General features: G+C 41.9%; 26 protein-coding genes and 1 tRNA gene. 18 read left to right on the top strand and 9 right to left on the bottom strand.

Features of this window, described 5'->3' with window-relative positions; genetic code table 11:
• Positions 1–11 precede the first annotated feature (11 nt).
• Positions 12–848 carry a histidinol-phosphatase HisJ family protein gene (locus A5886_RS12245; RefSeq protein ID WP_086275386.1) on the bottom strand — a complete coding sequence of 279 codons (837 nt, stop codon included), beginning with the start codon at positions 846–848 and terminating at the stop codon, positions 12–14.
• A gap of 12 nt (positions 849–860) precedes the next feature.
• On the bottom strand, positions 861–1,274 hold the full coding sequence (locus A5886_RS12240) for a VOC family protein (protein ID WP_086275385.1): 414 nt from the start codon (positions 1,272–1,274) through the stop codon (positions 861–863).
• Between the two features lie 155 nt (positions 1,275–1,429).
• Here A5886_RS12240 and A5886_RS12235 point away from each other — a divergent pair, with 155 nt between their 5' ends.
• Positions 1,430–2,410, top strand: coding sequence for an ROK family transcriptional regulator (locus tag A5886_RS12235; protein ID WP_086275384.1), 981 nt, complete (start codon positions 1,430–1,432; stop codon positions 2,408–2,410).
• Positions 2,411–2,478: 68 nt separating this feature from the next.
• Here A5886_RS12235 and rnhC read toward each other — a convergent pair whose 3' ends face one another.
• The gene (gene rnhC / locus A5886_RS12230) at positions 2,479–3,396 is read right to left on the bottom strand and encodes a ribonuclease HIII (protein ID WP_086275383.1); all 918 of its coding nucleotides are present in this window, start codon (positions 3,394–3,396) and stop codon (positions 2,479–2,481) included.
• Positions 3,397–3,610: 214 nt separating this feature from the next.
• Here rnhC and zapA point away from each other — a divergent pair, with 214 nt between their 5' ends.
• The 9 genes from zapA (at position 3,611) to A5886_RS12185 (ending at position 13,168) form a co-directional block, all read left to right on the top strand.
• Entirely contained in the window at positions 3,611–4,051 is a 441-nt protein-coding gene (zapA, locus tag A5886_RS12225) for a cell division protein ZapA (protein ID WP_086275382.1), read from the top strand.
• Between the two features lie 23 nt (positions 4,052–4,074).
• On the top strand, positions 4,075–4,629 hold the full coding sequence (locus A5886_RS12220; RefSeq protein ID WP_086275381.1) for a CvpA family protein: 555 nt from the start codon (positions 4,075–4,077) through the stop codon (positions 4,627–4,629).
• 73 nt (positions 4,630–4,702) lie between these two features.
• A complete protein-coding gene (locus A5886_RS12215; protein ID WP_086275380.1) occupies positions 4,703–7,066 on the top strand; it encodes an endonuclease MutS2 in 2,364 nt (787 codons plus the stop codon).
• A 96-nt stretch (positions 7,067–7,162) separates the two neighbouring features.
• Complete coding sequence (trxA, locus tag A5886_RS12210; RefSeq protein ID WP_054115496.1) at positions 7,163–7,477, top strand: thioredoxin; 315 nt, start codon at positions 7,163–7,165, stop codon at positions 7,475–7,477.
• Between the two features lie 148 nt (positions 7,478–7,625).
• A complete protein-coding gene (locus A5886_RS12205) occupies positions 7,626–9,902 on the top strand; it encodes a L,D-transpeptidase family protein (protein ID WP_086275379.1) in 2,277 nt (758 codons plus the stop codon).
• A 117-nt stretch (positions 9,903–10,019) separates the two neighbouring features.
• The gene (locus A5886_RS12200) at positions 10,020–10,346 is read left to right on the top strand and encodes a PadR family transcriptional regulator (protein WP_086275378.1); all 327 of its coding nucleotides are present in this window, start codon (positions 10,020–10,022) and stop codon (positions 10,344–10,346) included.
• On the top strand, positions 10,333–10,998 hold the full coding sequence (locus A5886_RS12195; protein ID WP_086275377.1) for a DUF2812 domain-containing protein: 666 nt from the start codon (positions 10,333–10,335) through the stop codon (positions 10,996–10,998). The genes A5886_RS12200 and A5886_RS12195 overlap by 14 nt, the downstream gene beginning before the upstream one ends.
• A gap of 24 nt (positions 10,999–11,022) precedes the next feature.
• On the top strand, positions 11,023–11,922 hold the full coding sequence (locus tag A5886_RS12190) for an ABC transporter ATP-binding protein (protein ID WP_086275376.1): 900 nt from the start codon (positions 11,023–11,025) through the stop codon (positions 11,920–11,922).
• Positions 11,915–13,168 (top strand): ABC transporter permease, encoded by a 1,254-nt coding sequence (locus tag A5886_RS12185; protein ID WP_086275375.1) that lies wholly within the window; start codon positions 11,915–11,917, stop codon positions 13,166–13,168. The genes A5886_RS12190 and A5886_RS12185 overlap by 8 nt, the downstream gene beginning before the upstream one ends.
• A gap of 49 nt (positions 13,169–13,217) precedes the next feature.
• Here A5886_RS12185 and A5886_RS12180 read toward each other — a convergent pair whose 3' ends face one another.
• A complete protein-coding gene (locus A5886_RS12180; protein ID WP_086275374.1) occupies positions 13,218–13,931 on the bottom strand; it encodes a gamma-glutamyl-gamma-aminobutyrate hydrolase family protein in 714 nt (237 codons plus the stop codon).
• 70 nt (positions 13,932–14,001) lie between these two features.
• Complete coding sequence (gene gloA, locus A5886_RS12175) at positions 14,002–14,376, bottom strand: lactoylglutathione lyase (RefSeq protein ID WP_086275373.1); 375 nt, start codon at positions 14,374–14,376, stop codon at positions 14,002–14,004.
• Between the two features lie 147 nt (positions 14,377–14,523).
• On the opposite strand from gloA, the gene A5886_RS12170 reads away from it, so the two are divergent.
• Positions 14,524–14,982 (top strand): NUDIX hydrolase, encoded by a 459-nt coding sequence (locus A5886_RS12170; RefSeq protein ID WP_086275372.1) that lies wholly within the window; start codon positions 14,524–14,526, stop codon positions 14,980–14,982.
• A 53-nt stretch (positions 14,983–15,035) separates the two neighbouring features.
• On the opposite strand, the gene yidA is transcribed toward A5886_RS12170, so the two are convergent.
• The 3 genes from yidA to A5886_RS12155 are packed head-to-tail and all read right to left on the bottom strand — an operon-like array spanning position 15,036 to position 18,057.
• Entirely contained in the window at positions 15,036–15,860 is an 825-nt protein-coding gene (gene yidA / locus A5886_RS12165) for a sugar-phosphatase (protein ID WP_086275371.1), read from the bottom strand.
• 9 nt (positions 15,861–15,869) lie between these two features.
• Complete coding sequence (locus A5886_RS12160; RefSeq protein WP_086275370.1) at positions 15,870–17,243, bottom strand: HD domain-containing protein; 1,374 nt, start codon at positions 17,241–17,243, stop codon at positions 15,870–15,872.
• Complete coding sequence (locus A5886_RS12155) at positions 17,227–18,057, bottom strand: lipoate--protein ligase family protein (protein WP_086275369.1); 831 nt, start codon at positions 18,055–18,057, stop codon at positions 17,227–17,229. The genes A5886_RS12160 and A5886_RS12155 overlap by 17 nt, the downstream gene beginning before the upstream one ends.
• A 192-nt stretch (positions 18,058–18,249) precedes the next feature.
• Between A5886_RS12155 and A5886_RS12150 the strand changes: the two genes are divergently transcribed.
• Both A5886_RS12150 and rpoE read left to right on the top strand, forming a co-directional pair.
• Positions 18,250–18,687, top strand: coding sequence for a YwiB family protein (locus A5886_RS12150; protein ID WP_086275368.1), 438 nt, complete (start codon positions 18,250–18,252; stop codon positions 18,685–18,687).
• Between the two features lie 86 nt (positions 18,688–18,773).
• On the top strand, positions 18,774–19,379 hold the full coding sequence (gene rpoE / locus A5886_RS12145; RefSeq protein ID WP_086276055.1) for a DNA-directed RNA polymerase subunit delta: 606 nt from the start codon (positions 18,774–18,776) through the stop codon (positions 19,377–19,379).
• Positions 19,380–19,549: 170 nt separating this feature from the next.
• Here rpoE and A5886_RS12140 read toward each other — a convergent pair.
• Positions 19,550–19,621 (bottom strand) — tRNA-Arg (locus tag A5886_RS12140).
• A gap of 54 nt (positions 19,622–19,675) precedes the next feature.
• On the opposite strand from A5886_RS12140, the gene rpoN reads away from it, so the two are divergent.
• The 5 genes from rpoN (at position 19,676) to tpiA (ending at position 25,447) form a co-directional block, all read left to right on the top strand.
• Complete coding sequence (rpoN, locus tag A5886_RS12135) at positions 19,676–20,992, top strand: RNA polymerase factor sigma-54 (RefSeq protein WP_086275367.1); 1,317 nt, start codon at positions 19,676–19,678, stop codon at positions 20,990–20,992.
• Positions 20,993–21,252: 260 nt separating this feature from the next.
• Positions 21,253–22,290, top strand: coding sequence for a sugar-binding transcriptional regulator (locus tag A5886_RS12130; RefSeq protein WP_086275366.1), 1,038 nt, complete (start codon positions 21,253–21,255; stop codon positions 22,288–22,290).
• Positions 22,291–22,331: 41 nt separating this feature from the next.
• On the top strand, positions 22,332–23,333 hold the full coding sequence (gene gap / locus A5886_RS12125) for a type I glyceraldehyde-3-phosphate dehydrogenase (protein ID WP_054115482.1): 1,002 nt from the start codon (positions 22,332–22,334) through the stop codon (positions 23,331–23,333).
• A gap of 97 nt (positions 23,334–23,430) precedes the next feature.
• Positions 23,431–24,621, top strand: coding sequence for a phosphoglycerate kinase (locus tag A5886_RS12120; RefSeq protein ID WP_086275365.1), 1,191 nt, complete (start codon positions 23,431–23,433; stop codon positions 24,619–24,621).
• Between the two features lie 70 nt (positions 24,622–24,691).
• The gene (gene tpiA, locus A5886_RS12115) at positions 24,692–25,447 is read left to right on the top strand and encodes a triose-phosphate isomerase (protein WP_086275364.1); all 756 of its coding nucleotides are present in this window, start codon (positions 24,692–24,694) and stop codon (positions 25,445–25,447) included.
• Positions 25,448–25,524: the final 77 nt, after the last annotated feature.

Below are 25,524 nucleotides of genomic sequence, written 5' to 3'. Positions count from 1 at the left end.
AATTTATCCTGTTAATCGAACGAATGAAATACTGGTTCCATTTGATCAAAGGTACAAATATGATCAAAACCTAAAGTGTGCAGTAACGCTTGTCCTTCTCGAATTTGAAAGCCTAAATGCTCTGGCTTATGGCTGTCGCTGCCAATCGTGATGATCTTCCCGCCTAAGTCACGGTATAGTTTCAAAATCTCAATGGACGGAGTATACCCGTTGATGCCATAACGGTACGAGGAAGTATTGAGCTCGATGCCTTTCCCGTCGCGAATCACAATTTTAAGAATCTCGGCAATTTGTTCCTTTGTCGTGTCAAAGGCATCTTTTTCTTTATCCAAGTAGCGACGGATCAGATCCATATGCGCAAGTGCTGAATAATCTTTATAAGTGGTGACTAAGTGATACATCTCTTCATAATAACGTTGATAACTCTCTTGCTGGCTGCGTCCTTGTTGATAGGCACCTGTCCAAAATTCTAAATCATCTATTTGATGAACGGAGAGCAAGATGAAATCAAACGAATGGGCATCAAATAGTTTTTGGAATGGGGGAATGGTATGCATTTGCATACCAAACTCCATGCCTGTTTTGATTGTGATTTGTGCTGCATATTTTTCTTTTAATTCAGCCAACTCTTTAAAATAGCGTGGATAATGGACATTTTTTACGACTTTATTTTTTCCTACTAGATAGGTATCCTCAGGTTGCCAGTCTTCTTTAACGCCATAATCGACATGTTCTGTAAAACAGATTTCAGATAAGCCTTTTTGAATGGCATCTCTGACAACATCTTCCATGAGGTACCAAGAATCATCGCTATAATCGCTATGGACATGGTAATCAGTAAATAACATATCTTTTCTCCTTTAGTCGTTGTTAAGTGACTGTATTTTACTATCCAATTCTGTTGTCAATTCAATCAAATTGCCCTCAGGGTCTTGAATCACTGCTTCATAATATCCATCACCCGTTGTTCGGGGACCATTTAAAAGAGGAAAGCCATCTTCGACAAACCTTTTGGCAAGTTGGTCCACATCTGATTTGCTGCCTACAGCTAGTGCTAAGTGCGTATAGCCATAGCTTTCTGCATTACGTGGACTTAAATGTGCTTTCGTTGTTAATTCTAGGCGACTACCTGAATCAAAACTGAGAAAATAAGATTGAAAGCCTGTTTTTTGATTATGGTATTTATCCCCGCTTTTTGCACCAAAATATGTTTCATAGAAAGACTTCATTTCCTCTAAGTCTTTTGTAAAGATAGCGAGATGCTCTATTTTCATTCTATCTTCATCCTTTCTTTTTATGTGAAAAGAACTTAATAAACTTTGTTTAAAAAGATGCATATAGTATACCTTTATAAAGAAAATTAATAAAGCTATAAGCTATAAATAGTACTGAACATTTGATATGATACGAATGGAATGGAGGCTGAGAGATGAAGGCGTATCAACCAAAAAATATTAAAGAGCATAATCAACACTTATTGCTGTCTATTTTAAAAGAGGAAAGAGTCGGTATGACAACACGTCAATTGGCAGAGTCCTCTGGCTTAAGTGTTGTTACAATCAATAAGTTACTGCCGGAACTGATTGAAAATCTGTGGATCACACCTTCAGAAGTGCGCCAAAAAACTGGTGGAAGAAGGGCTTTTGCTTACCAGTTCAATGCATCGAGAGCATTTATTTTGGTGGTACAATTTATTGAAAAAAAACAGATGATCGATTTTTGTTTTTCAATCGCAGATTTACATGGTGACATCGTATTCACTATTGAGAAAGAGATAGAAGATATACAAAACTTCCGAAAAATGTTAAAGGAACTGAAGCGTCTGTATCCGAAAATCCATAAAACGGTGATAGGTATTCCAGGTGTAGAAATCGTTGGAAAACTTGAGATTTCGGATGTGCCATTTCTAAAAGGTGTCACTTTAAGAGAAATCATAGCTGCCGAAATTGGTGCCGATGTAGTGATCGAGAACGATGTGAATGCAGCTGCCATGCATTACCGAAGCGGTTCATCAATCGTTGGTGTCATCTATTTTCCTGAACAATTTCCACCAGGGGGTGCGTTGGTCATTGGTCAGCAGTTGTTTACCGGGGCCAATCAAATGAGTGGCGAAATCAAGTATTTGCCGCAATTTGATAAGGTATCCTTCCCATTGAAAGTGGGAGAAATTCTTATGCAAGTCAACGCGGCTGTTCAAGCGATGGTTGCAATGTATGATCCCAATAAACTGATCTTATTTATCCCGGATAGATGGGCTGACAGCGTGGTGCCACAATCAGTTGCAACGCATTTGGCTTCTGTGTATGCAGATCTTATTCTGCCAGAGATCGTGGTTGAGACAGCATTTGTACAAGCTTGTTTGTCAGGATTGATTCAGATTGGCATTGAATGGCCAACAATCGACTACTAAGAGGGATCTTGGGTTTTCTTATGTAAGCAAAGAGACTGTCAGGTCTTATTTCTGACAGTCTCTTTACGCTAAGACTTATTCGCTAATTTTTGTGCTTTTTCGGTATTGGCAAAGTGCAGCTTGGCGTATTTGCCTAGTAAGTCCTCGCCGCCGATGTGCAATATCTTGGCCGCAACTAAGTCTGAAGCATGGCCAGCGCCAGAAGGTACTTTAAAGCCAAGGTTTTTCGATGCTTGATCCAGTTCATCCAGAAATACTGTCCGGCAGAGAATCGAAGCTGCAGCAACAGATAGATGGTACTGTTCGCCTTTGGTGGCAAAATACAAAGGTGCCGTAACAGCATGTTTTTCCGATTGTAAATAAGTACGATAATTTTTTTCTGACGTAAATTGATCGATCAAAATCGCTTCAGGTTTTTGCGGTGCGATCTTTTCCAGTAATAAGCGGATAGCTTGATTGTGCAAGGCAACTTTCATACGGACGGTATTGTACGCTGGTTGGATCTGATTGTATTTCTCAGGTGTGACAGTCAGTAGTTGGAATGGCACCAAATCTTTGATTTTTGGGGCCATCGCGCGAATTTGCTGATCGGTCAGCATTTTGGAATCTTTGACGCCAAGGGCTTTTAAAGCAGGTAAATGGGCTTGATCCGCATAGACGGCACAGACGACCAATGGACCCAAATAACTGCCATTGCCGACTTCATCACTGCCGATGGCACTCTTCTCGCTAAAACCCGCGGGAAGGGGATTGTCAGTCGTTTGTTTGGATTTGCTTGCAGTCGGGCTACCCCATAATGCTGCTTCTTTTTCCGCATTTGTCCCTTGAAACATGACTTTACCTGATTGGTAGGCAGTAATGGTGGTTTGATTTTTCTTCGCTGTGAACAGTGTGTAGGGCGCTGTTTTGGGTAAGCGGTCTGACTGATAATACTGTGTGATTTTTTTCATTTCAGCTGGTGATACTTTGATGACGGTCGCGGACATATTTTTCCTCCTTACACTTTGTTTTTACACGCAAAAACAAAGGATACATGAAGATTTTATCATACTTTCGTCGCTTTTTTTGCCTTGAATCAGGAATAGCAAAGTGAAGCATGGAAATTCAGAAGAAAATCACGTATAATAGTGAAGAGTTTGCGACAAGTATGGTTTAGGTGATAGAATAATACAGAATGTAGGCAGTGGGAGGAAGTTTCCTATGACGGAGCAAAAGAAACGCTACAAGGCAGTGATTGCAAATCAAAACTATACGATCATTGGCCGTGAGAGCAAAGAACATATGGATATGGTGACAAAACTGGTGAATGAACAACTGGTTGAAATCATGCAGTTATCCCCTCAGACGGACAAAGAACAAGCATCGATTTTGTTAGCAATCAATGCCATTTCAGATCAATTGAAGAAACAAGAACAATTATTGCGCTTGCAAAGAAAAGTGGATGAATTACGTGTTCAAGCCATTAAAGCCACAGAATTGGAAAACCGGATCAAACGGATCGAAGCCATAGAATCTGAGGCCCGTAAAGTATTGGATGATACCGGACGCAGCGAGGTGGAAATCCACAATCATGTGGAAGCACAACAGATTTTGAACGAACAACGAAAACGAAACATTCAAGAAAAAACAGCCCATGGCTAGTGTGGCGTAGAAAGGATACCTAAATGATTGGATTAGTGGTTGCGATTCTGCTCTTAGCTGCCTTTTATGGTGGGGCGCGTCGTGGGACCAGCTTACAGTTGGTTTCAGTGTTGGGGTTTGTACTCTCTTTCATGATCGCCGTAGCGAACTATCAGGATATTGCAAAAAAAATTGAATTATATGTTCCTTATATGTCAGTTACAGCCGATTCTAAACTGAAATATTATGATCTGGATATGGCATTGGACTTGGATAAGGCTTATTATGCAGCTGTGGCCTTTGTGATGGTCTTGTTCGCAGGATGGTTGCTCACCAAGTTAGTGGCGATTTTTGCGGATAGCTTGCGATACAAACGGCTGCGTTTTTTGTATGGGTATGATTGGGCGTTGGCAGGTGTCTTGAATGTGATATTGATGTATATCAATTTGTACATCTTCTTCATGATTCTTTCGATGATTCCTTTTGCGACAGTACAAAACCTATTTGATAAAAGCAGTACAGTCGATTTTATTGTCAATCATTCGCCAATTATTTCAGATTATTTCTATCAAATTTGGATCACCGATGTGATTGGTTAAGACGTTGAGGCAGATGGTTGGATAGCCAGACTGCCTTTTTTATAGCAAACAACAGCAAAGCAGGTGAAAATGAATGAACAAAAAAATATTATCCGTATTGGCATTTGATCAGGTGAAACAAAACATTGCCCAATATATCGTTACAGCGCAAGGGAAAGAAGCGCTTGAAAAACTGGTTCCTTCTAGTGATGCATCAGTGATCACAGCGTGGCTTTCTGAAACGCAAGATGCGCTGAAAGTGCATCGGTTACGGGGAGGGATTCCTGTGCCGAAAATCGAAAATATCCGCCCGCAAATGAAGCGAATCGAAATTGGTGCCGACCTGAATGGTATCGAATTAGCGCAAGTCGCGAGAGTGTTGTCTACCACACAAGAGCTCAAGCGTTTTTTTGATGATTTATCGGATAGCGAGATCGAATTCGCCCGTTTGTATCATTGGGAAGAACAGCTGATTTCCTTACCGGCCCTCAGTCGTCGTTTAAAAGAAGCCATTGACGAGGATGGTCGGGTCACAGATGATGCATCTCCAGCGTTAAGGGGGATCCGCCAGTCGATTCGCCGTTCGGAACAAACGATTCGAGAAACGCTAGACAATATCGTACGTGGCGGCAATGCAAAATATCTAAGTGATACGATTGTCACCATACGAAATGACCGCTATGTGATCCCTGTTAAACAGGAATACCGCGGTGTTTTTGGCGGCGTCGTCCATGACCAAAGTTCGTCAGGACAAACATTGTTTATCGAGCCAAAACAAGTAGTAGAACAAAACAATCGCTTACGTCAACATCAAATCGCCGAGCGAGATGAAATCACACGGATTTTAGCAGAATTGTCAGCAGAATTGGTCCCTTATCAAAAAGAAATTCTGCACAATGCGTATGTGATTGGCCAATTTGATTTTATGAATGCCAAAGCCCGTTTTGGTAAAGAAATGAAGGCCATCGTACCAACCATAGATAGCGAAAATCATGTGGTCTTCAAACAAGCCCGCCATCCTTTGATCGATCAAGAAAAAGTGGTGCCGAATGATATTCAAATTGGTCAAGATTATCAAGCGGTCGTCATTACCGGACCAAATACCGGTGGGAAGACGATCACGTTGAAGACGCTAGGACTATTGCAAATCATGGGTCAAGCAGGGTTACCGATATTGGCTGAAGAAGACAGCCAAATGGGTATCTTCACTGAAATTTTCGCAGATATCGGTGATGAACAATCGATTGAACAAAGCCTATCGACGTTTTCTTCTCATATGACGACCATTGTCGATGTTTTGGATAAAGTCGACAGCCACAGTCTGGTTCTGTTTGATGAATTGGGCGCTGGAACAGATCCTCAAGAAGGTGCCGCGCTAGCGATTGCGATTCTAGATGATTTAGGGGCTAAATCCGCTTATGTGATGGCAACGACCCATTACCCAGAATTGAAAGTCTATGGCTATAACCGTGCCAACACGATCAATGCGTCCATGGAATTTGATGTGGATACCTTAAGTCCTACGTATCGCCTATTGATTGGGGTACCAGGAAGAAGTAATGCCTTTGAGATCTCCAAACGATTGGGTCTGCCAACAGGTATTATTGATCAAGCCAAGCAAATCATGGATGGGGAAAGCCAAGATCTAAATGAAATGATCGCTGATTTAGAAAACCGCCGCAAAATGACGGAAACGGAATATTTAGAAATACGACACTATGTCAAAGAAGCGCAAGATCTGCATAAAGAATTGCAAAATGCCTATGGCTACTTCTTTGAAGAACGTGAAAAAGAATTGGCTAAAGCGCGTAAAGAAGCCAATCAAATCGTAGAAGACGCCAAAGAAGAATCAGAGAAAATCATTGCGGATATTCGCAAAATGCAACTGGCTGGTGGACAAACAAAAGTCAAAGAACATGAATTGATCGATGCCAGAACGAAATTATCTGGTTTGCAACAAGAAGAACAGCTACAAAAAAACAAAGTACTGCAAAAAGCCAAAGCAGCCAAAACCTTGAAAACTGGTGACGAAGTCTTGGTAACTTCATATGGCCAACGAGGCGTGTTGCTGAAACCTGTTGGTAAGGATCAATGGCAAGTGCAAATCGGCATTTTGAAAATGACTCTGCCAGCAGCAGACTTGCAGCCAGCAGCGCCTGTCAAAGAACCTGTGCAGCGTGTTGTGAATACGGTCCGTTCTGCAGATAGCAATCCTGTCATCAATCAATTGGATTTGAGGGGCAAACGATACGAGGAAGCCTTGGCAGAAGTTGATCAATATTTGGATGCAGCCATTTTGTCAAACTATCCGCAAGTCACCATCGTCCATGGCAAAGGAACGGGTGCTTTGCGTCAAGGGATTACTGAATACTTGAAAAATCACCGTTCTGTCAAAAGCTTTGAATTTGCGCCAAGCAACCAAGGCGGCAATGGTGCGACAATCGTGAAATTTAAGTAATTCTTCATGATTCTTACCTTTTGTAAGCAGACGGTTTTAAAAAATGTTTGATCCATGTTATACTTTTTTTAGTCACACAAATGGAGGGGAAGTACAATGGCATTAGAAATTACAGATAAAACATTTGCAGAAGAAACCGATAAAGGTTTAGTACTGATTGATTTTTGGGCAACATGGTGTGGTCCTTGTCGTATGCAAGCACCAATCTTAGAACAATTAGCAAGTGAATACGATGAAGATGAATTAAAAATCGTGAAAATGGATGTGGATGAAAATCCTGAAACACCAGCTTCATTTGGCATCATGTCTATTCCAACTTTGTTGTTGAAGAAAGACGGCCAAGTGGTCGACAAAGCGATTGGGGTCCACACAAAAGATCAATTGAAAGCATTGATCGCTGAACATAGCTAAGACGATTTCAAACAGTTGAGCAAAGACTTCGCGGTCCTTGCTCTCTTTTTTTTTATCATTTTTTACGGTCAGTGGTATACTAAATTGGTAGGGTTGATTCATCGGATACACACAAAGAAATCATCATAGAACAAAAGGGGGAGTAAGGATGAAAAAAGTCAAACGTCGGGTACTGAACAGTGTATTTGCCTTTCTATTACTGGCAACACCAGTTTTGGGTACGGGCATCGAGGTTTACGCAACAGCCACAGATACTACTGCCACAAGTGACAGTGCCGCAACAGATACGGACAGTGCCATTGAGGAAGAAAATAGCACGACCCAATCAACAGGAAATGGCGCCTCTGGAGAACCTTCGACTTCAGAAGAAGAATCGCAATCAACTACAGATACAGGTTCAGATACACCTTCATCATATGAAGGTGTGATAGAGGAACAAACTTCCGGATCGGCTGCAACTGAAAAAAATCCGTCTAGCGCAACAAGTGAGGAATCAGAATTACAAGGCATCACTTCATTCTCTGATCAAACAGAGGCAATCGTAGTTGAAGAAGTCCAAGGGTATGTAACTCAATACGTGAAATTGAAAACGATAGCCATCAATGACACAGAAAATGTGCCAACAAGTACACTATTCTATCAACTGACAGAAGGAACGTTAACAGAGAATGGATCAAATCAAGCCCTCGCTGGTCAAACTTTCAAAGCTGTTAAGAAATATCAAGAGCCAACAACCAAGCAAGAGTACCTGCTATTGCAAAATGACCAAGGTAAGGCAGGCATTGTCGAAATAGGCGCTGTATCGATTGCTTCTGGCACGCTAAAAACCGAGCAAACATATGTGACAATCCAAAAAAACAATTATCCAGTATGGCAATCGGTCTTTTTGGATACACAATTGACGACCACGGCAAATTACAATCAAAAAACGTATCTAGTGAAAGAAAGTTTTTACAAAAACAGCAACAAAGCAACCTATTATGCATTATATGACAACAAACAAACCTTTATCGGTTGGGTCAATGCGGCTGGTACCAAAGCAGCGGCTAATGCAGGCGGCGTGTGGCAAAAAGAAAACAAATATGCAACGATCACCAGCAGCAATTATACGTTATGGCAAAACTTCAATTGGACAGCCCAAAAAGGCACCAGTGCGGCAATCAATGGTCAAACTGTGAAAGTGACAGGGAAATATCGTCATTTCAATGGGTCAACCTATTATTCTCTGTATGACAAAAACAACAAATGGCTGGGTTATATCAATGCGACAGGCGTGAAATTGTCTAGTAATGCGCAAGGAGCCTATCAAAATTATGGCAAGTACGTGACTCTGACAAAGAAAAATTACACGATTTGGGGCAATTTCAGTTGGACAAGCAAGAAAAACAATACAACGACCTTAGCAGGGAAAACTTATCTTGCCAAAGGAAAATATAGTCATGCCAATGGGGCTGTGTACTTGTCATTATATGACAAGAGTGGTAAGTGGATCGGGTATCTAAATGCCGACGCAGCTACAGTTGCCAACAATCAAGGGGGGACTTGGCAAAGTGAAAAGTTGACTGTTCAAATGAAAAATAGCAATTACACATTGTGGCAAGACCTCAACTTTTCTAAGAAAAAAGCCAGCAGCAGCAATTACCTGAATCAAACGATTCAAGTCACTGGCAAATATCAACATTACAATGGATCAACCTACTATTCATTGTACAAAAACAATCAATGGCTAGGCTATATCAATGCAACAGGGGTAAAAACAGCCCATACGATCTATTCACAAAGTTCGATCAGTCGCTATGTGATCGTCAACAATAGTAGTGGCAATTTCTTTGATAAAGCCGATCCTAATAGTACGAAGTTAGGTGCCAAGAGTGCCTACAAAGGCTATATGGCTCAAGCAACCAAACTCGCAAAGACGAGCGATGGCAACTATTTGTATTTGGTTTCTCCTGCTGGGAAAATCGGCTGGATCAAAGAAAGTCAGACCTATAGTGTCAATAGTAATTTTTGGATGTACACAACTGGCGGCAAGTATCCGTCGCTAGATGTGAAAAATTTAAATATCCAAGTCTCTATCAGTAAACAAAGAGTCTATATCAAATCAGGGGACAAAGTGATCTACACAATGCTTTGTTCAACTGGGGCAGTTGGAACACCGACACCATTAGGTAGTTTCCGTATCCAAGCTGAAAAAGGCCTTGCGTTCTCAAGTGCCGCTTATTACCGCTCCTTTAAAGATCACGGTGTGTATTTGTTCCACACGATCCCAACGAGTATTGCATGGTCCACCAACACCTTCAGTGCAATCGAAGGACGGAAATTAGGCACGCGGGCATCTCATGGGTGTATTCGCTTGGCGGTACCTGATGCCAAATGGTTCTATTACAATATGCCATACAATACACCAGTCAAAATCGTCAACTAAATTTCTGCGCTGTTTCCTCAATGGGAGCAGCGTTTTTTGTCTGAAAGGGTTTGACACAGTGACTGAGATTCGCTACTATATCATTAAGTGATATAGTTTGCAGGATGGAGGAAGAAAATGGAGGAAGCATTGACGGACGCAACCTATTTGATTTTATTGGCATTGCTCAAGCCGCAACATGGATATGCCATCATGAAACAAGTCCATGAAATCAGTCAAGGTTCCTTTGAAATTGGACCAGCGACCATGTATACCATCTTAAAAAAATTGACCAAGAAGGAATGGATCATTTTAGAGGAAACAGCCGATCGCAAAAAGATTTATCTCATCACACCTCAGGGCAGAGACGTGTTAGAAGCAGATATTCGCCGGCGGAAACTTTTTTATGATATTGGTGCTGGAATGATGATGAAAATGGGAGGGAGTGAACATGAAAAAGCGTAAGATTTTATTCTCTTTGGGGGTTGCCTATTACCCAGAGAAAGAAATGCTTCGACTACAGAAGCAAGCCATGTTAGGGTGGCATTTTGTGGGCATGAATCGGTTGGGCTTTTTACGGTTTGAGAAACAGGCACCGCAAGCAAAGAAATTTGCGGTTGACTTTTTTGACGGTGAATCGTCAGAAGAATCTGAGTATATCGCATTGTATGAAGCAAGCGGCTGGCATTACATCAGCAACTATCAAAAACGGTATTATTATTTTGAAGGAAATTTAGCGGCACCACCGATATTCAGTGACCAAGATAGTTACCAAGAACGGATCAATGCGGAACAACGGTATTTGATCAAACGATCTTTTTGGGTCGCATTGGTGGGGGCTTTATTATTGGCAATATTGTATAGCGTCAAATCAATCTGGCATTGGCAGGATCATGCTATTTGGTCATTTGTATTTGGCATTTGTACCGGGCTGCTGTTTGTTCCCGTCATGATTGCCATCGTTTCTTATCTAATGGGCAAATTATACAAAGATCGCGCTGCGTTTTACAACCAGCCTGAGAAAATTGCCAAGCGGCAAAAGGTGGTGCGGGATCTCCTGATTATGGCCTTGGCAGGCGCTGTTGCAGGGGGTATCATCGGTTATATATTTGGATAAAAGCAGAAAGAGGAAGGTGAAAATGTGTTAGAAGCAAAACAACTAGTGAAAACATTTGGAGATTATACAGCTGTTGACCAGCTTTCATTTGCCATCAATGATGGGCAAATCATGGGCTTGATCGGGCAAAACGGTGCAGGAAAAACAACGACGTTTAGACTGATCTTGGATTTCTTAAAAGCAGACCAAGGCGAAGTTTTATGGGATGGGCATAAAATCAGCGAGAAAGAGTATAACTTGATTGGTTACTTACCGGAAGAAAGAGGACTTTACCCTAAAGTAACAATTGAAGATCAATTGATTTACTTTGCCCGCTTACGGGGGAAAAGTAAGGCTGAAATCGTACCAAAAATCGATTACTGGATGGATAAATTTCAAGTCAAAGGCAAAAAGACTGACAAAGTGAAGTCGTTATCGAAAGGGAATCAACAAAAAGTTCAGTTGATCGCTACCTTGATTCATGAGCCGAAGCTGGTGATTTTGGACGAACCCTTCAGTGGATTAGATCCTGTAAATGCCGAGTTGTTGAAAAATGGAATCATCGAATTGAAAGAGAAAGGCTCATGTGTGATTTTTTCCAGTCATAATATGGATAATGTGGAGAAAATTTGCGACCATTTGATCATGTTAAGAGATGGCGCAACGGTCTTGAATGGCCGCGTGCATGAAATCAGAGAGTCATTTGGTCGGACGAAGGTCTTTCTGGAATCTCATTTGACCAAAGAACAAATCGTTGCAATCGATGGGGTGGAACAGGTTCACTTACGGGAAGATGGCAGTTTTGATATCACGATCAATGATCCCAAGGTTGGGCGCAACATCTTTGCATTAGCTACGGCGGATGGGTATATTCCTATGTTCAATCAGCAACCGCCAACCCTAGAAGAGATTTTCAAACGGAAAGCGGGGCAAATCCATGAATAAATTTTGGGTCATTGCGTTAGATGTATATAAGAAAAATATCAAGTCGATTTCATTTTTGATCATGATACTGGTCCCTTTTATCGCTGTCGGTGTCTTCTATGTGATTGGACTATTTATGGATGGTGCGGATAACGAGGATACGATTGCAGTGTATGCCAATGAGCCGGCGATTGCGGAAACTTTTGCAGCACAAAGCAATGATGACTATACATTTGAAGTTGTCGCTAGTGAGGCCGAAGGTGAAGCGCAATTGGCAGATGAATCCGTTAAGGGATTATTGGTGATTACGGCTGCGGAGGATCAATTGAGTGGAGAACTACTTAGTGAATCTTCGCTAGGACAAACGACTGAATTGACGATCCAACAATTGTTATCTGGCTTGCAGTCATCATTAAGAGCCGATGCATTAGGGTTAACTGGTGAGGAAGTCGGTCAATTGGCTGAACCAGCAACATTCAGTAAACAAAAAGTTTCTTTTGATGAAGATGGCGCCATGACTTTTGGCGAAGACCATAGTGATATGCAGTATATTGTCAGTTATGTAGCAACGATCATTTTGTTCTTCTTTATTCTGACATATGCCCAAATCATTGCCCAAGAAATTGCATCAGAAAAAGGCACGCGGATCATGGAAGTGATATTGTCCAGCACCCGTGCCCAAACCCATTATTATGCAAAACTAACAGGTGTGATCATGGTCGCTGCCACTCAGTTGTTGGCGTATGCAGCAGTATTTGGCGGTAGTTATTTCTGGATCAAAGATATTCCAATGATCAGCAGCTTTATTGCCAATTTTTCATTAGATGGCATCTTTGGTTCGTTCATGGTTTTCTCACTTGTCTTTGTCTTTTTAGGTATTTTGATTTATGCAGTGCTCTCGGCTTTGTGCGGCTCCCTCGTCAACAAAGCAGAAGACACTGCAAAAGCCATTATACCGGTAACATATCTCTCTTTAGCTGGGTATATGTTAGGTTTGGTATTAGGTGCGGCAGATCCTAACAACATCATCATGCGCGTGACATCCTATATTCCATTTCTTTCATCATTCATTATGCCAGTACGCTTGGCAAATGATACGGTGGGCGTCGGCGGCGCATTGGTGTCGGCCGCGATTCTATTGGCATCGACCCTTGCGTTGATGTTGGTTTCCGCAAAAATGTATAAATCCAATGTTTTGATTTACAATGACAATGGCTTGATTGCTTCGTTGAAACAATCGATTGTCTTAATGAAAAACGAAAAATAAACCCAAAAAAGGTCAGCTGATGCAGCTGGCCTTTTTGCGTGGTTGATGATTATAGCGTCTGTACAAAAAAGGTGAAGATCGCTTGTTCAGAAGGTCTAGTTTGGGCAGCGAGTTCCGGATGCCATTGAATGCCTAAAATTGGTGCGCCAAAGGCATGAGATTCGATTGCTTCCACGACACCATCAGGGGCGGTAGCAATCACTTGGAAATCTTTCGCGATCTCTTTCACTGCTTGATGGTGAAAGGAGTTGACTGGATAAGTAGTGCCCAATAATTTGCCAAGCTGACTGTCTGCATTGAGCGTTACATCATGGGTAGCAAAGCGAAAAGGTGTGGGCAACTGCACATGTTTCAGGTGGGGATTCTCCATCAATGAGAGGTCTTGATACAGACTGCCGCCAAAGGCTACGTTGATCAGCTGCATGCCGCGGCAGACACCGAAAATCGGTTTCTTTTGGGCGACTGCTTCTTTGATCAGTGCCAACTCAAAGGCATCACGCTCTGGATGCGTTCCTTGAATCAACGGGTGAAGGGTTTCTCCGTAATGTTGAGGAGAGACATCGTGTCCGCCCGCAAGTAAGAGCTTATCGATCCGAGAAATATAGGCTTTTGCATCCTCTATGACACCCATTGGGATCAAGAGAGGGATCCCTCCGGCTTCTTGAATATGGGTGACGAAATTTTTTGGGGTATAGGTTAACCAATGCTCGCTCTCTTCAATCATTGATCGTTCGTTGGCTGCAATGCCGATAATGGGTTTCATCGTCTTTTTCCTTTCTGATCGTATGTATAAACAAAAATAAAAAAGGACATAATGTCCTTTTTTTATATGACTATTTTTCGCGGATAACCTCGATTTTATAGCCGTCTGGATCTTTGACAAAATAATAAGAGGGTTGTGTGCCAGGTAAACCTTTTAGATCAGTGACATCAAAACCAGCTGCTTTATGTGTGTCATGCAACGCTTCTAGATCAGCACTGCTGATGGCGATGTGGCCATAGCCATCACCTAAATCATATCCAGGATGATCATAATTGTAAGTCAATTCCAACTCATAATCATCTCCAGGTAAAGTTAAGTAAACCAAGGTAAATTTGTGTTCAGGGAAATCGCGGCGACGAGATTCTTCAAAACCAAAGGCCGTTTGATAAAAATCTAAAGAGGCTGTTAAGTCTTTGACTCGTACACATGTGTGTGCCATTTTCATAAAATGCAATCATCCTTTCTTCTTTTGTTACCTCAATCATAACATAATTCGTTTTCTAGTGGGGAGAAAATGATTTCATACCTATTTCTCGCTTGTCCCTCGCAAGTCCATAAGGTAAAATGGAAAGAAAACTTGTTGGAGGGTATCATGCCGGAAAATGACATCGTGTTTGGGGTTAAAGACGAGCAGCAAGTGTACAAAGCACGGTTTGGCGCCTATGTCGTCATACCAAATGAAGAAAATAAAATCATTCTAGTGCAAGCACCAAATGGGGCGTATTTTTTGCCGGGGGGCGAAATTGAGTCTGGAGAATCGAAAGAAGAGGCCATTGAGCGGGAGCTGATTGAGGAATTAGGTTTTAAAGGGGAAATCGATCAATATTTTGGCGAAGCAGTGGAATATTTTTATTCTCGTCACCGCGATACGTACTATTATCATCCAGGCTATTTTTTCTTAATGACCAAGTGGCAGGAGATATGTGCACCTACTGAAGACAACAATCAACTCTCTTGGCAAACAGCGGACAATGCGATTCAGTTATTGAAACGCGGCAGTCATCAATGGGCAGTTAAACAATGGATACAGCAAAAAAGCAAGCAGGATTGACCCTGACTTGCTTTTTTTGCGTAATCGTGACAGACAGCGGATAGCAAAAATGGTTACTGATCGTTTGCTTGCAACACGTATTCGTTGATTACTTTTGCTACGCCATCTTCTTCGTTTGTCGCTGTAATGACATCGGCCATGTTGCGGACATTGTCCGTTGCATTCCCCATGGCTACACCGATGCCTGCATACTCGACCATCGTCAAATCGTTTTCATTGTCGCCAATCGCCATGACCTCAGATTGATTAATGCCTAAATGTTCTGCTAGTTTTTTGACTGCAGCACCTTTATGGGCTTTTTTGTTTAAGACTTCTAGGAAAAACGGGGCACTTTTGACAACGTTGTATTGATCGGTCAAAGCAGCAGGTAAATCAGGAATCACACTGTCTAACAAAGCAGGATCATCGATCATCATCATTTTGATGATATTCAAATCAGCGGTCATTTCTTCTGGTGTGCGATATTTCAGCGGCATATTGACCAAGAAGGCTTCATACACCGTATAAGGGCTGATGTCGCGATTGGCTGTATACATTGTATCTTGTGTTTCCACATGCAGATGCACACCGAGTTGGCGGGCAGTCATTTCAACAAACAAATAATCTTCTTGCGACAACCCAAATTCAGAAATGATCTCTTGGTTTTTAGTCTTTTGTACCAATGAACCATTGTAAGTGATCACAAAGTCGTTGTCGGTAAATAAATCTAATTCGGTCAATAAATCTTGTACGCCGGTCAACGGGCGACCAGTACATAAGACGATACGTACACCTTGCGCTTCGGCTGCTTTCAATGCTTTGTAAACGGCAGGTGTGATTTTACGGTCGTCATTTAACAATGTGCCATCGATATCGATAGCGATCAATTTGATGCTCATAATTTCCTCCTAAAAGTTGCTTGGTTTGATCAAAGCGCCATTACGAATATAAGTCGCAAACGCTTGATAGGTCTCCTCAAATAAATCATAGTGATTTTGCAAGTTGGGGTCAATCATTTCTTTTGGAAAATAAAAACGACGATCCCCTTGGGTTTGCCCCGCCAAAGCGGCCACCAGTTGACTGGCTTTAGATAACTCGGTCAGCGTCCCATCTTTTTCTTGTAATTCGATTTGCGTGCGATGCATGCCCGAGGTCGGGCGATAAAAATCATAAGGCAAATCAAAACTAGAGTTGATAGCTGTATAATATGTTGGATTGAAGCCGACTTTCTCTACTAATTTTTTTAAGTCCTCGATCAACGGCAATTGTGCATCATCCGTGAAACGAATCGATTTTAACGGTTTGCGATTCAAGAACCGTTTGGCAAGATCGCTTAAAATCAGATCAGATTCTTCTGTCCATTGAGTGAAATACGTATTCAATACGCCATCGTCTAATTTCAGGTACTCTTCCAACGAAAAGTCTTGTCTCAAAAAGGGCAGCAATAACTGAGAATGATGTTGGAATAGTTCATCGTTCTCCGTATAGCATTCAGCAGCGCGATTCAACAGATGGGCCAAAATCACTTCCATCCCTCTTGAACTAGCATGGAAATAAACCTGAACATACATTTGATAGCGGCTGACGATATAATCCTCAACGGCGTGCATCCCATTCATCGAAAAGGCGATGCCACCCTCATAGGGACGAATGACCCGCAAAATCCTCGTTAAATCGAAAGTGCCGTATTCTGTACCAGTGAAGTACGCATCTCGCAGCAAATAGTCCATGCGATCGGCATCGATTTGACTAGAGATCATTTGGACCACCTGCGGATTGGGATAAGTTTTTGTGATGACGCTGGCGACTTTTTCGGGAAATCCTTCGGCCACTCGATTCAATATTTGATGGACTTCTGTTTCCGGCGAGGTGATGATTGCCACCGTGATGGCTTCATGGTCGGTGTGGAAAATGTGTTCAAAGGTGTGGGAATAAGGGCCATGACCAACATCATGCAATAGTGCTGCACACAATGTCACCAATCGTTCCTGATCATCCCACCCAGAAGGGCCAACCTTTTCGATCGAATAATTTCGTTGAAAAATATCGCAGATGCGCCGACTGATCTCATACACACCTAAAGAATGGGAAAAGCGGCTATGCTCTGCGCCATGAAAGGTAAAGGAAGCAGTACCCAATTGTTTGATTCGTCTTAAGCGTTGCACTTCTTTCGAGTTGATCAAATCGAGGATCACTTGGTGTTGGACATGTACATAATTATGAACAGGGTCACGAAAGACTTTTTCGATTGCTAAGGTTTGGTTTTTATAAGAGATGGACATCGTTGACCTCCTTTAAAGGTTCATTTCTCTGGGCCATATGTGTGAGACGTACAGCAAGTTCTTCTAACTGTTGATTCGCTGATAGCCACTCGTTGACATCGATTGGTGTGACGGCATCATTGCGTAATGTGCTAAGCGCGTTTGACAAACGCGCCATGACTTCTTGGATGGTCCATTGGTGGTCGGACACGGCTGATAATGTTGTCATACTTTCTGGATTGACAGCAGGATAGCCATTGGTGCCAAAGGCTGTTTTTAAGCCAGCTTGATAGAAGCGCCGCACCAGCTCTCCGCGACTTTGCTGATCGCCATTGACACTTAAGTACATCATGACAGCGATCCCTTCTTTGATTCTACGTTGCGCCGTGCCCGCGATTTTCTGACCGTTGATGCTCAAATCAAAGCTGCCAGGACAATAAGAATCGGAGATCTCATACGCGGCAATGTCATGCTCTGGAAAAGCATGCTGCAGTAATGTCTGCATCAATATATAGGCTGCATCGGTAGAGGCGGCCAACTCTTTGGGGAAAATCAGCGACACATTCAAAATGCCGGCATCGCTAATCACACCTAGACCACCAGAATTTCTGATTACAGGTTGAAAGTGCGCTTTTTTCACTTCAGTTAACGCGTCCTTCAAATCAGGAAGACGGGTGTCTTTCATGCCAAGAATCAACGTATCAGACAACTGCCAAAAATGGCAAAATGCTTGCTGTGTATGACCAGCATAGGCTGTTAGGACGTCTGTCAGTGCAAATGGGACAAACGGGGATGGGGCATTCGGTAATGTATGGTCAATGGAATAAATCGTCAAGACAAGTTAAACTCCTTTATCGGGTATTCTCTGTCTTCTCATTATATACGATTATCCGACATTTAAGTAAAAGAATGAAACAATTCAACTTATTTTCATATGATTGGGGAAAAATGTGGTAACTGAAATGATTGACAAATGATTGAAAAAAAGCAAGAATGTAAGTGAAATCTGTGAAGGAGGCAATGAAACATGCAAGAACTATCGCAGGGTGTTCCGATTTCGATTCATTTGACGACCAATGTTCGCCAAGGGGATCAGACAGAAGACTTTCTTTTTGATTTGCAAGGACAAGCAGTCAAAATCGGAGATACCTTATACATAAGATACAAAGAAATCCAACCGGATGGGGAAGAAATCCCAGTCACAATGAAAATCATGCCCGATGGTGTAATCCAGTTGATTCGCTCCGGAGAAATGCGGATGCGTTTGAAATTTGCTTATAAAGAGCAGTTAGAAACAAGTTATCAAACACCATATGGCACGATGATGTTTCATACCTTTACCAATCATCTGCATGTCAGTTTAAAGGATCGCCCTTACTCCGGCAAAGTTGATATTGAGTATGATTTGTTCGCCGCAACGGACAAAATCGGTGCATACAAGCTGGCCCTTGAATTTACAGCATAAGGAATTGTAAATACTAAAAGAAAAAATTGCAATTTGATCAACAATTTTGTATGATTAGGAGTAGACTGTGAAAGGACGTGTCCAGTTTGGAAATTAATGTATTTGAAGGTGTAAACAAACACGAATTATCGATGATCGAAGTTGCACATGCAATTTTAGAACAGCGTGGAGATGTCATGGATTTTTCTGATTTGGTCAACCAAATCCAAAATTATCTTGAAGCATCAGATAGTGAAATTCGTGATTCATTGGCACAGTTTTATACTGACTTGAATATTGATGGTAGTTTTATTTCTTTAGGTGACAACCGTTGGGGTCTGCGTTCATGGTATGCCATTGATTCGATTGATGAAGAAGTCAATCATGGTGTTGATGACGAAGATGAAGATACCCCGCGCCGTCGCAAACGCAAAAAAGTCAATGCCTTTATCAATGATGATGAAGATGCAATCGATTATAACGATGATGATCCTGAAGATGCTGATTTGTCAGAAGATGAAGAAGACGATCTCTTTGATGACGACGATGATGACGATGAAGAAATCTCTGCATACAACTCTGATCTACAAGAAATCGGCGCTGACAACAACGACGATGATGAAGAAGAGTTGCCAGGCAACATTGAAGAAGATTTGACAATTATCGATGATGACGATGAAGATGATTTTGCAGAAGATGAAGAAGAGGAATAATCCTCTTCTTTTTTTGCGCAGCGACATCCAATGAGGCAAATGTTAAAGCCATCTTTGCTCATTAAGGCACAATGAACAGACACAAAAAAAGGATCGCAAGCTGCGATCCTTAGATGATTTTGAATTATTGGTCAAAAACAAGTATACTGATGATGCGAAGAAATAAAAAACGCGCCTTGAGGGAATCGAACCCCCGTCTCAAGAACCGGAATCTTACGTGATATCCACTACACTAAAGGCGCGAAGCACAAATAATAGTTTAACCAATTTTAAAGAAAAAAACAAGGGGTAGAATGATGAAATTTCAACAGCAATTTTCACAACAGCAAAAACAGACACAAAAGCTTGCTATGACGCAGAAATTACAACAGTCGATCCAAGTGCTGCAGTTTTCTGCGGATGAGTTGATTGCGTTTATTGACGATCAAGCGCTGGAAAACCCGCTGATTGAACTCGGAGAGTACGACACGCCGATCATTCCCACAAAAAGCAGCCAGTCTTCTGACCAAATGATGGATTATCTCAGTCAGATCCCAGATCAACAGACCTCTTTATTTGAATATCTGATTGAGCAAGTCCACCTCAATTATCGAGATACATTTTTGCGGACGATTGTATTGTATTTGGTAGAATCAATCGACTTGAATGGCTTTCTGACGATTGATCTGAATCAAGCCGTGCAACAAATGGGGGCGACACCGATTCAGGCGTTGGATGCTTTGACTCTGATCCAACAACTCGACCCGGCTGGCGTAGGTGCCAGAGATCTACGTGAATGCCTGATGCTCCAGACAGAAAGAGATGATTTCGCGCCGCCGTTGGCTTATATCGTGTTAGAGGAGTACTTTGATGATTTGGCTGCTCGGAAATGGGATACGATCGCCAAAGGATTACAGATATCTTTGACCGATGTCCAAGTAGTCTTTGATTATATCCAAACATTGACCCCTACACCAGGCGCCGCTTTTGGTTCTTCAGACGGTCTATATATCGTGCCTGACCTGACTGTCAAAATGGATAAGGGGATCCCTGTCGTGCTCTCTAACAAACGGGCATTGCCTGAAGTGCATTTCCAACAAAGTTATTTTGACCGTTTGAAACAAAGTGGCGATCAAGAAGTACAACGCTATTTAGAAAACAAAGCGCAAGAATTCGAGTGGCTCAAAAAAACACTCCAACAAAGAGGGGATACGATCTATCGTGTTGGCGAACAAATCGTTACCCGGCAGCAAGCCTTCTTTACCGACGCAGCGCGTCCATTAAAACCGATGATCCTCAAAGAAATCGCTGAAGCGATTGGCGTTCATGAATCGACCGTTAGCCGCGCGGTGAATGGCAAATATTTGGAAACCAGTTTTGGTGTCTTTGAATTGAAAATGTTCTTCGGTCAGAAAGTGTCTACACAAGAAGATGGTGACGATCTAACGACCCAGTCGATTAAACAAGCTCTGAAGATCTTGATCGATGAAGAAAATAAACAAAAACCGTTATCTGACCAAAAGCTGGCGGGCCTGTTGAAAGAACAAGGTATAGATATCTCCCGCAGGACGGTGGCCAAATATCGAGAGGCAATGGGAATCCAAGGCTCTTCAAAGCGAAAACGATTTGATTGACCCTACAAAATGAGAATCAATGAGAAAATGGAAAGGAAGTGGCAGGAGCCAAAGCCTTTCCATTTTTCAGTGAATGGCTAAAACTTCGCTTATTCTGAATATTTTCTGGAAAGCTGACGAATTGTGGTTGAAATAGTTGCGTAGAATGGTTAGAAGTGCTACTATTATTGGTGTAGGAAATACAAATCGTATTTTTTTTACAGTCAATGGGTCATTTTAAGTCATTGTAGGACGAAAGTTGTCCAACGGGAGGATGTATCATGCTCGATGAATTAAAATTGATTGAGGCAATCACCCCGGATATTCTTGCTGTGCTCCAAGAGCGTTACCGGATTCTACGGAATATTTATTGGATGCAGCCAGTCGGACGCCGAACACTTTCAGAAAGTTTGACCATGACAGAGCGTGTGCTAAGAACCGAGACGGATACCCTCAAAAAGTTGAAACTGATCGATTCTTCAAAAAGCGGCATGCAGCTGACTGCCTACGGAGAAGAAGTGTATACCAAAATTGGGACATTGATGGACCAACTGTTCGGCATGCACCAAATCGAAAAACGATTATCAGAAACCTTTGGCATCGCGCGTTGTTTGATTGCCAGTGGCGATGGGGATCGGCAGCCAAAAGTGATTGCAGAGTTTGGACAGCTATTGAATGAATCACTTGACTTGCTTTTGCCTGAAGGAGACAATACCATTGCAGTAATGGGTGGTACAACGATGGCGAAAGTCGCACAGGAACTGACGAATTTAGAAACAACAAAACGACACAACTTATTCGTACCTGCACGAGGCGGGATCGGTGAGTCGGTGAACGTTCAAGCGAATTCTGTTAGTTCAGTGATGGCGATGCAAACCAACGGCGATTATCGTTCGTTGTTTGTACCAGAACAATTAAGCATGAACACGTATGAGTTTTTGTTGAAAGAACCGGCGATCGTTGATGTCTTAAACTTGATAAGTCAAGCAAATTGTGTTATTCATAGTATTGGGCGAGCTTTACACATGGCAGCAAGACGCAAAATGTCAGAAAAAGAAATGTTGATGTTGAAACAAAAAAATGCAGTAGCAGAATCGTTTGGTTATTTCTTTAATGAAGCAGGTGAAGTGGTCTATAAAGTGCCGCGCATCGGTTTGCAATTAAAGGATCTGCAACAAGTACCTATCGTATTCGCGATCGCTGGCGGAAAGTCAAAAGCCAAAGCGGTCAATGCATATATGAAAAATGCACCAAAACAAACCTGGCTCATCACAGATGAAGCTTGCGCAAATGAGATTTTAAAAGGGGCAACCCTTTAAAATAAATAATTTTTATGATTTTCATAAGGAGGAAATCTTAAATGACAGTTAAAGTAGGTATTAATGGATTTGGACGTATCGGACGCTTAGCATTTCGTCGTATCCAAGAAGTAGAAGGAATCGAAGTTGTGGCTATCAATGACTTAACAGATGCTAAAATGTTAGCTCACTTGTTAAAATATGATACAACACAAGGACGTTTCAACGGTACAGTTGAAGTTCATGAAGGATCTTTCAACGTGAACGGCAACGAAATCAAAGTATTGGCTAACCGCAACCCTGAAGAATTGCCTTGGGGCGAACTAGGTGTTGAAATCGTGTTAGAATGTACTGGATTCTTCACTTCTAAAACAGCTGCTGAAAAACATTTAACAGCTGGTGCAAAACGTGTAGTTATCTCTGCTCCTGGTGGAGACGATGTACCAACAATCGTTTATAACACAAACCATGAAACTTTAACAGGTGAAGAAACAGTTATCTCTGGTGCTTCATGTACAACAAACTGTTTAGCACCAATGGCGAAAACATTAAACGACAAATTTGGTGTTATCGAAGGCTTAATGACAACTATCCATGCTTACACTGGTGACCAAATGACATTAGACGGACCACACCCTAAAGGTGACTTCCGCCGTGCCCGCGCTGCTGCTGCAAACATCGTACCTAACTCAACTGGTGCTGCTAAAGCTATCGGCTTAGTAATCCCAGACTTGAACGGTAAATTAGATGGCGCTGCACAACGTGTTCCAGTTGCAACTGGTTCATTAACTGAATTGGTTACTGTTCTTGACAAAGAAGTAACTGTTGATGAAATCAACGCAGCAATGAAAGATGCTTCAAACGAATCTTATGGCTACAACACAGACGAAATCGTTTCTTCAGATATCGTTGGTATGACTTTTGGTTCATTATTTGATGCAACGCAAACAAAAGTAATGACAGTTGGCGACAAACAATTAGTTAAAACTGTTGCTTGGTACGACAATGAAATGTCATACACTGCACAATTAGTTCGTACTTTAGAATACTTCGCTAAACTATAAGATTAGCGTCGCGTAATTTAAAACCATCGCAAGAGAAAGCGGGGAAGCAGCGCGCTTCTCCGCTTTTTTTACAATTATGATTAGGAGGCATCTCTTCATGGCTAAAATGACAGTCCAAGATATCGATGTTAAAGATAAAAAAGTCCTTGTGCGTGTTGACTTCAATGTTCCGTTAAAAGACGGCGTCATTGGTGACGATACACGTATCAAAGCAGCATTACCTACAATCAACTATGTGATTGAAAATGGTGGGAAAGCAATCTTATTTTCTCACTTAGGTCGTGTAAAAGAAGAAGCAGACAAAGCAGGTAAATCCTTAGCACCTGTTGCCGCTCGCTTAAGCGAACTTTTAGGCAAAGATGTCACTTTTGTCGACCAAACACGTGGCGAAAAATTAGAAGCAGCGATCAATGATATGAAAGATGGCGATGTTGTCGTATTCGAAAACACACGTTTTGAAGATGTTGATGGCAAAAAAGAAAGCAAAAACGATCCTGAATTAGGTAAATACTGGGCTTCATTGGGTGATGTTTTTGTCAATGATGCGTTTGGTACAGCACACCGTGCCCATGCATCAAACGTTGGAATTGCCTCAACTGGTATCCCAACTGTTGCAGGCTTCTTGATGGAAAAAGAAATCAAATTCATCGGTGAAGCAGTCGAAGAACCAAAACGTCCAATGATCGCAATCCTTGGTGGTGCGAAAGTATCTGATAAAATCGGCGTGATCGAAAACTTGATCCCTAAAGCGGACAAAATTTTGATCGGCGGCGGTATGACGTATACTTTCTACAAAGCCAAAGGAATGGAAATCGGCAACTCATTAGTTGAAGCAGATAAAGTTGAATTGGCAAAAGAATTGATCGAAAAAGCTGGCGACAAATTAGTCTTACCAGTGGATTCAATCACTGCTGCTGAATTCTCAAATGATGTGCCAACTGAAGAACATACTGGCGATGTACCTGCAGGCCAAATGGGCTTAGATATCGGACCTGATACAATCAAATTGTTCTCTGATACCTTAAAAGGTGCGAAAACCGTTGTATGGAATGGCCCAATGGGTGTATTCGAAATGTCTAATTTTGCAAAAGGTACGATCGGTGTTTGTGAAGCCATTGCAAACCTTGAAGATGCAACAACGATCATTGGTGGCGGTGACTCTGCAGCTGCAGCTGAACAATTAGGCTTTGCGGACAAATTTACCCACATTTCAACAGGTGGCGGTGCCAGTCTAGAATTACTAGAAGGCAAAACCCTTCCTGGATTAGCAGCAATCAACGACAAATAATCAATAACGAGGGGCAGGTGCTAAGCAAGATTGCTTAGTGCCCCTTGATAATGAAAAGGAGTACCAGACTATGCGCAAACCAATTATTGCCGGAAACTGGAAAATGAACAAAACTGCAAAAGAAGCAAAAGAATTTGCTGAAGCAGTCAAAACAAAAATCCCTAGCAACGAATCTGTAGATTCAGTGATCGGTGCCCCTGCATTGTTCTTAGAAACATTAACAACTGCAGCACAAGGAACTGAATTAAAAATCGCTGCCCAAAACAGCTACTGGGAAAATGAAGGTGCCTTTACTGGCGAAACTTCACCTGCAGCTTTGGCTGACCTAGGTGTTGATTATGTCATCATCGGCCATTCAGAACGCCGTGAATACTTCCACGAAACAGACGAAGATATCAACAAAAAAGCCAAAGCAATCTTTGCCAATGGTATGTTGCCTATTCTTTGCTGTGGTGAAACGCTTGAAACCTACGAAGCAGGTAAGACTGCTGAATGGATCGAAGGACAAATCACTGCTGGATTAGAAGGATTGACAGATGGTCAAGTCAGCAATCTAGTGATTGCTTACGAACCAATTTGGGCAATCGGAACTGGTAAATCAGCTGATGCCAACATTGCAGATGAAATTTGCGGTGTGGTACGTAAAACAGTTGAAAAACTGTATGGCAATGAAGTAGCACAAAGCGTTCGTATCCAATACGGCGGTTCTGTGAAACCAGAAAATATCGCTGAATACATGGCAAAAGAAAATGTTGATGGTGCTTTAGTTGGTGGCGCAAGCTTACAAGCTGATTCATTCTTAGCATTGTTAGACGCTGTAAAATAATTTTATTTTCATGAAATTATCATTTGCAGTATGCTGATTTTTTCACTACAATGAATATGTTCGCAAGGGCTTGACCC

This window comes from Candidatus Enterococcus testudinis, assembly GCF_002140915.1.
In the GTDB taxonomy this organism is placed as follows: Bacteria; Bacillota; Bacilli; order Lactobacillales; family Enterococcaceae; genus Enterococcus_D; species Enterococcus_D testudinis.
This window is presented reverse-complemented; position numbering and strand designations above follow the sequence as displayed.

Coding starts and splice junctions, on each gene's coding strand:
- A5886_RS12245 (WP_086275386.1), bottom strand. CDS start 848: ATGTTATTTACTGATTACCATGTCCATAGCGATTATAGCGATGATTCT.
- A5886_RS12240 (WP_086275385.1), bottom strand. CDS start 1,274: ATGAAAATAGAGCATCTCGCTATCTTTACAAAAGACTTAGAGGAAATG.
- A5886_RS12235 (WP_086275384.1), top strand. CDS start 1,430: ATGAAGGCGTATCAACCAAAAAATATTAAAGAGCATAATCAACACTTA.
- rnhC (WP_086275383.1), bottom strand. CDS start 3,396: ATGTCCGCGACCGTCATCAAAGTATCACCAGCTGAAATGAAAAAAATC.
- zapA (WP_086275382.1), top strand. CDS start 3,611: ATGACGGAGCAAAAGAAACGCTACAAGGCAGTGATTGCAAATCAAAAC.
- A5886_RS12220 (WP_086275381.1), top strand. CDS start 4,075: ATGATTGGATTAGTGGTTGCGATTCTGCTCTTAGCTGCCTTTTATGGT.
- A5886_RS12215 (WP_086275380.1), top strand. CDS start 4,703: ATGAACAAAAAAATATTATCCGTATTGGCATTTGATCAGGTGAAACAA.
- trxA (WP_054115496.1), top strand. CDS start 7,163: ATGGCATTAGAAATTACAGATAAAACATTTGCAGAAGAAACCGATAAA.
- A5886_RS12205 (WP_086275379.1), top strand. CDS start 7,626: ATGAAAAAAGTCAAACGTCGGGTACTGAACAGTGTATTTGCCTTTCTA.
- A5886_RS12200 (WP_086275378.1), top strand. CDS start 10,020: ATGGAGGAAGCATTGACGGACGCAACCTATTTGATTTTATTGGCATTG.
- A5886_RS12195 (WP_086275377.1), top strand. CDS start 10,333: ATGAAAAAGCGTAAGATTTTATTCTCTTTGGGGGTTGCCTATTACCCA.
- A5886_RS12185 (WP_086275375.1), top strand. CDS start 11,915: ATGAATAAATTTTGGGTCATTGCGTTAGATGTATATAAGAAAAATATC.
- A5886_RS12180 (WP_086275374.1), bottom strand. CDS start 13,931: ATGAAACCCATTATCGGCATTGCAGCCAACGAACGATCAATGATTGAA.
- gloA (WP_086275373.1), bottom strand. CDS start 14,376: ATGAAAATGGCACACACATGTGTACGAGTCAAAGACTTAACAGCCTCT.
- A5886_RS12170 (WP_086275372.1), top strand. CDS start 14,524: ATGCCGGAAAATGACATCGTGTTTGGGGTTAAAGACGAGCAGCAAGTG.
- yidA (WP_086275371.1), bottom strand. CDS start 15,860: ATGAGCATCAAATTGATCGCTATCGATATCGATGGCACATTGTTAAAT.
- A5886_RS12160 (WP_086275370.1), bottom strand. CDS start 17,243: ATGTCCATCTCTTATAAAAACCAAACCTTAGCAATCGAAAAAGTCTTT.
- A5886_RS12150 (WP_086275368.1), top strand. CDS start 18,250: ATGCAAGAACTATCGCAGGGTGTTCCGATTTCGATTCATTTGACGACC.
- rpoN (WP_086275367.1), top strand. CDS start 19,676: ATGAAATTTCAACAGCAATTTTCACAACAGCAAAAACAGACACAAAAG.
- A5886_RS12130 (WP_086275366.1), top strand. CDS start 21,253: ATGCTCGATGAATTAAAATTGATTGAGGCAATCACCCCGGATATTCTT.
- gap (WP_054115482.1), top strand. CDS start 22,332: ATGACAGTTAAAGTAGGTATTAATGGATTTGGACGTATCGGACGCTTA.
- A5886_RS12120 (WP_086275365.1), top strand. CDS start 23,431: ATGGCTAAAATGACAGTCCAAGATATCGATGTTAAAGATAAAAAAGTC.
- tpiA (WP_086275364.1), top strand. CDS start 24,692: ATGCGCAAACCAATTATTGCCGGAAACTGGAAAATGAACAAAACTGCA.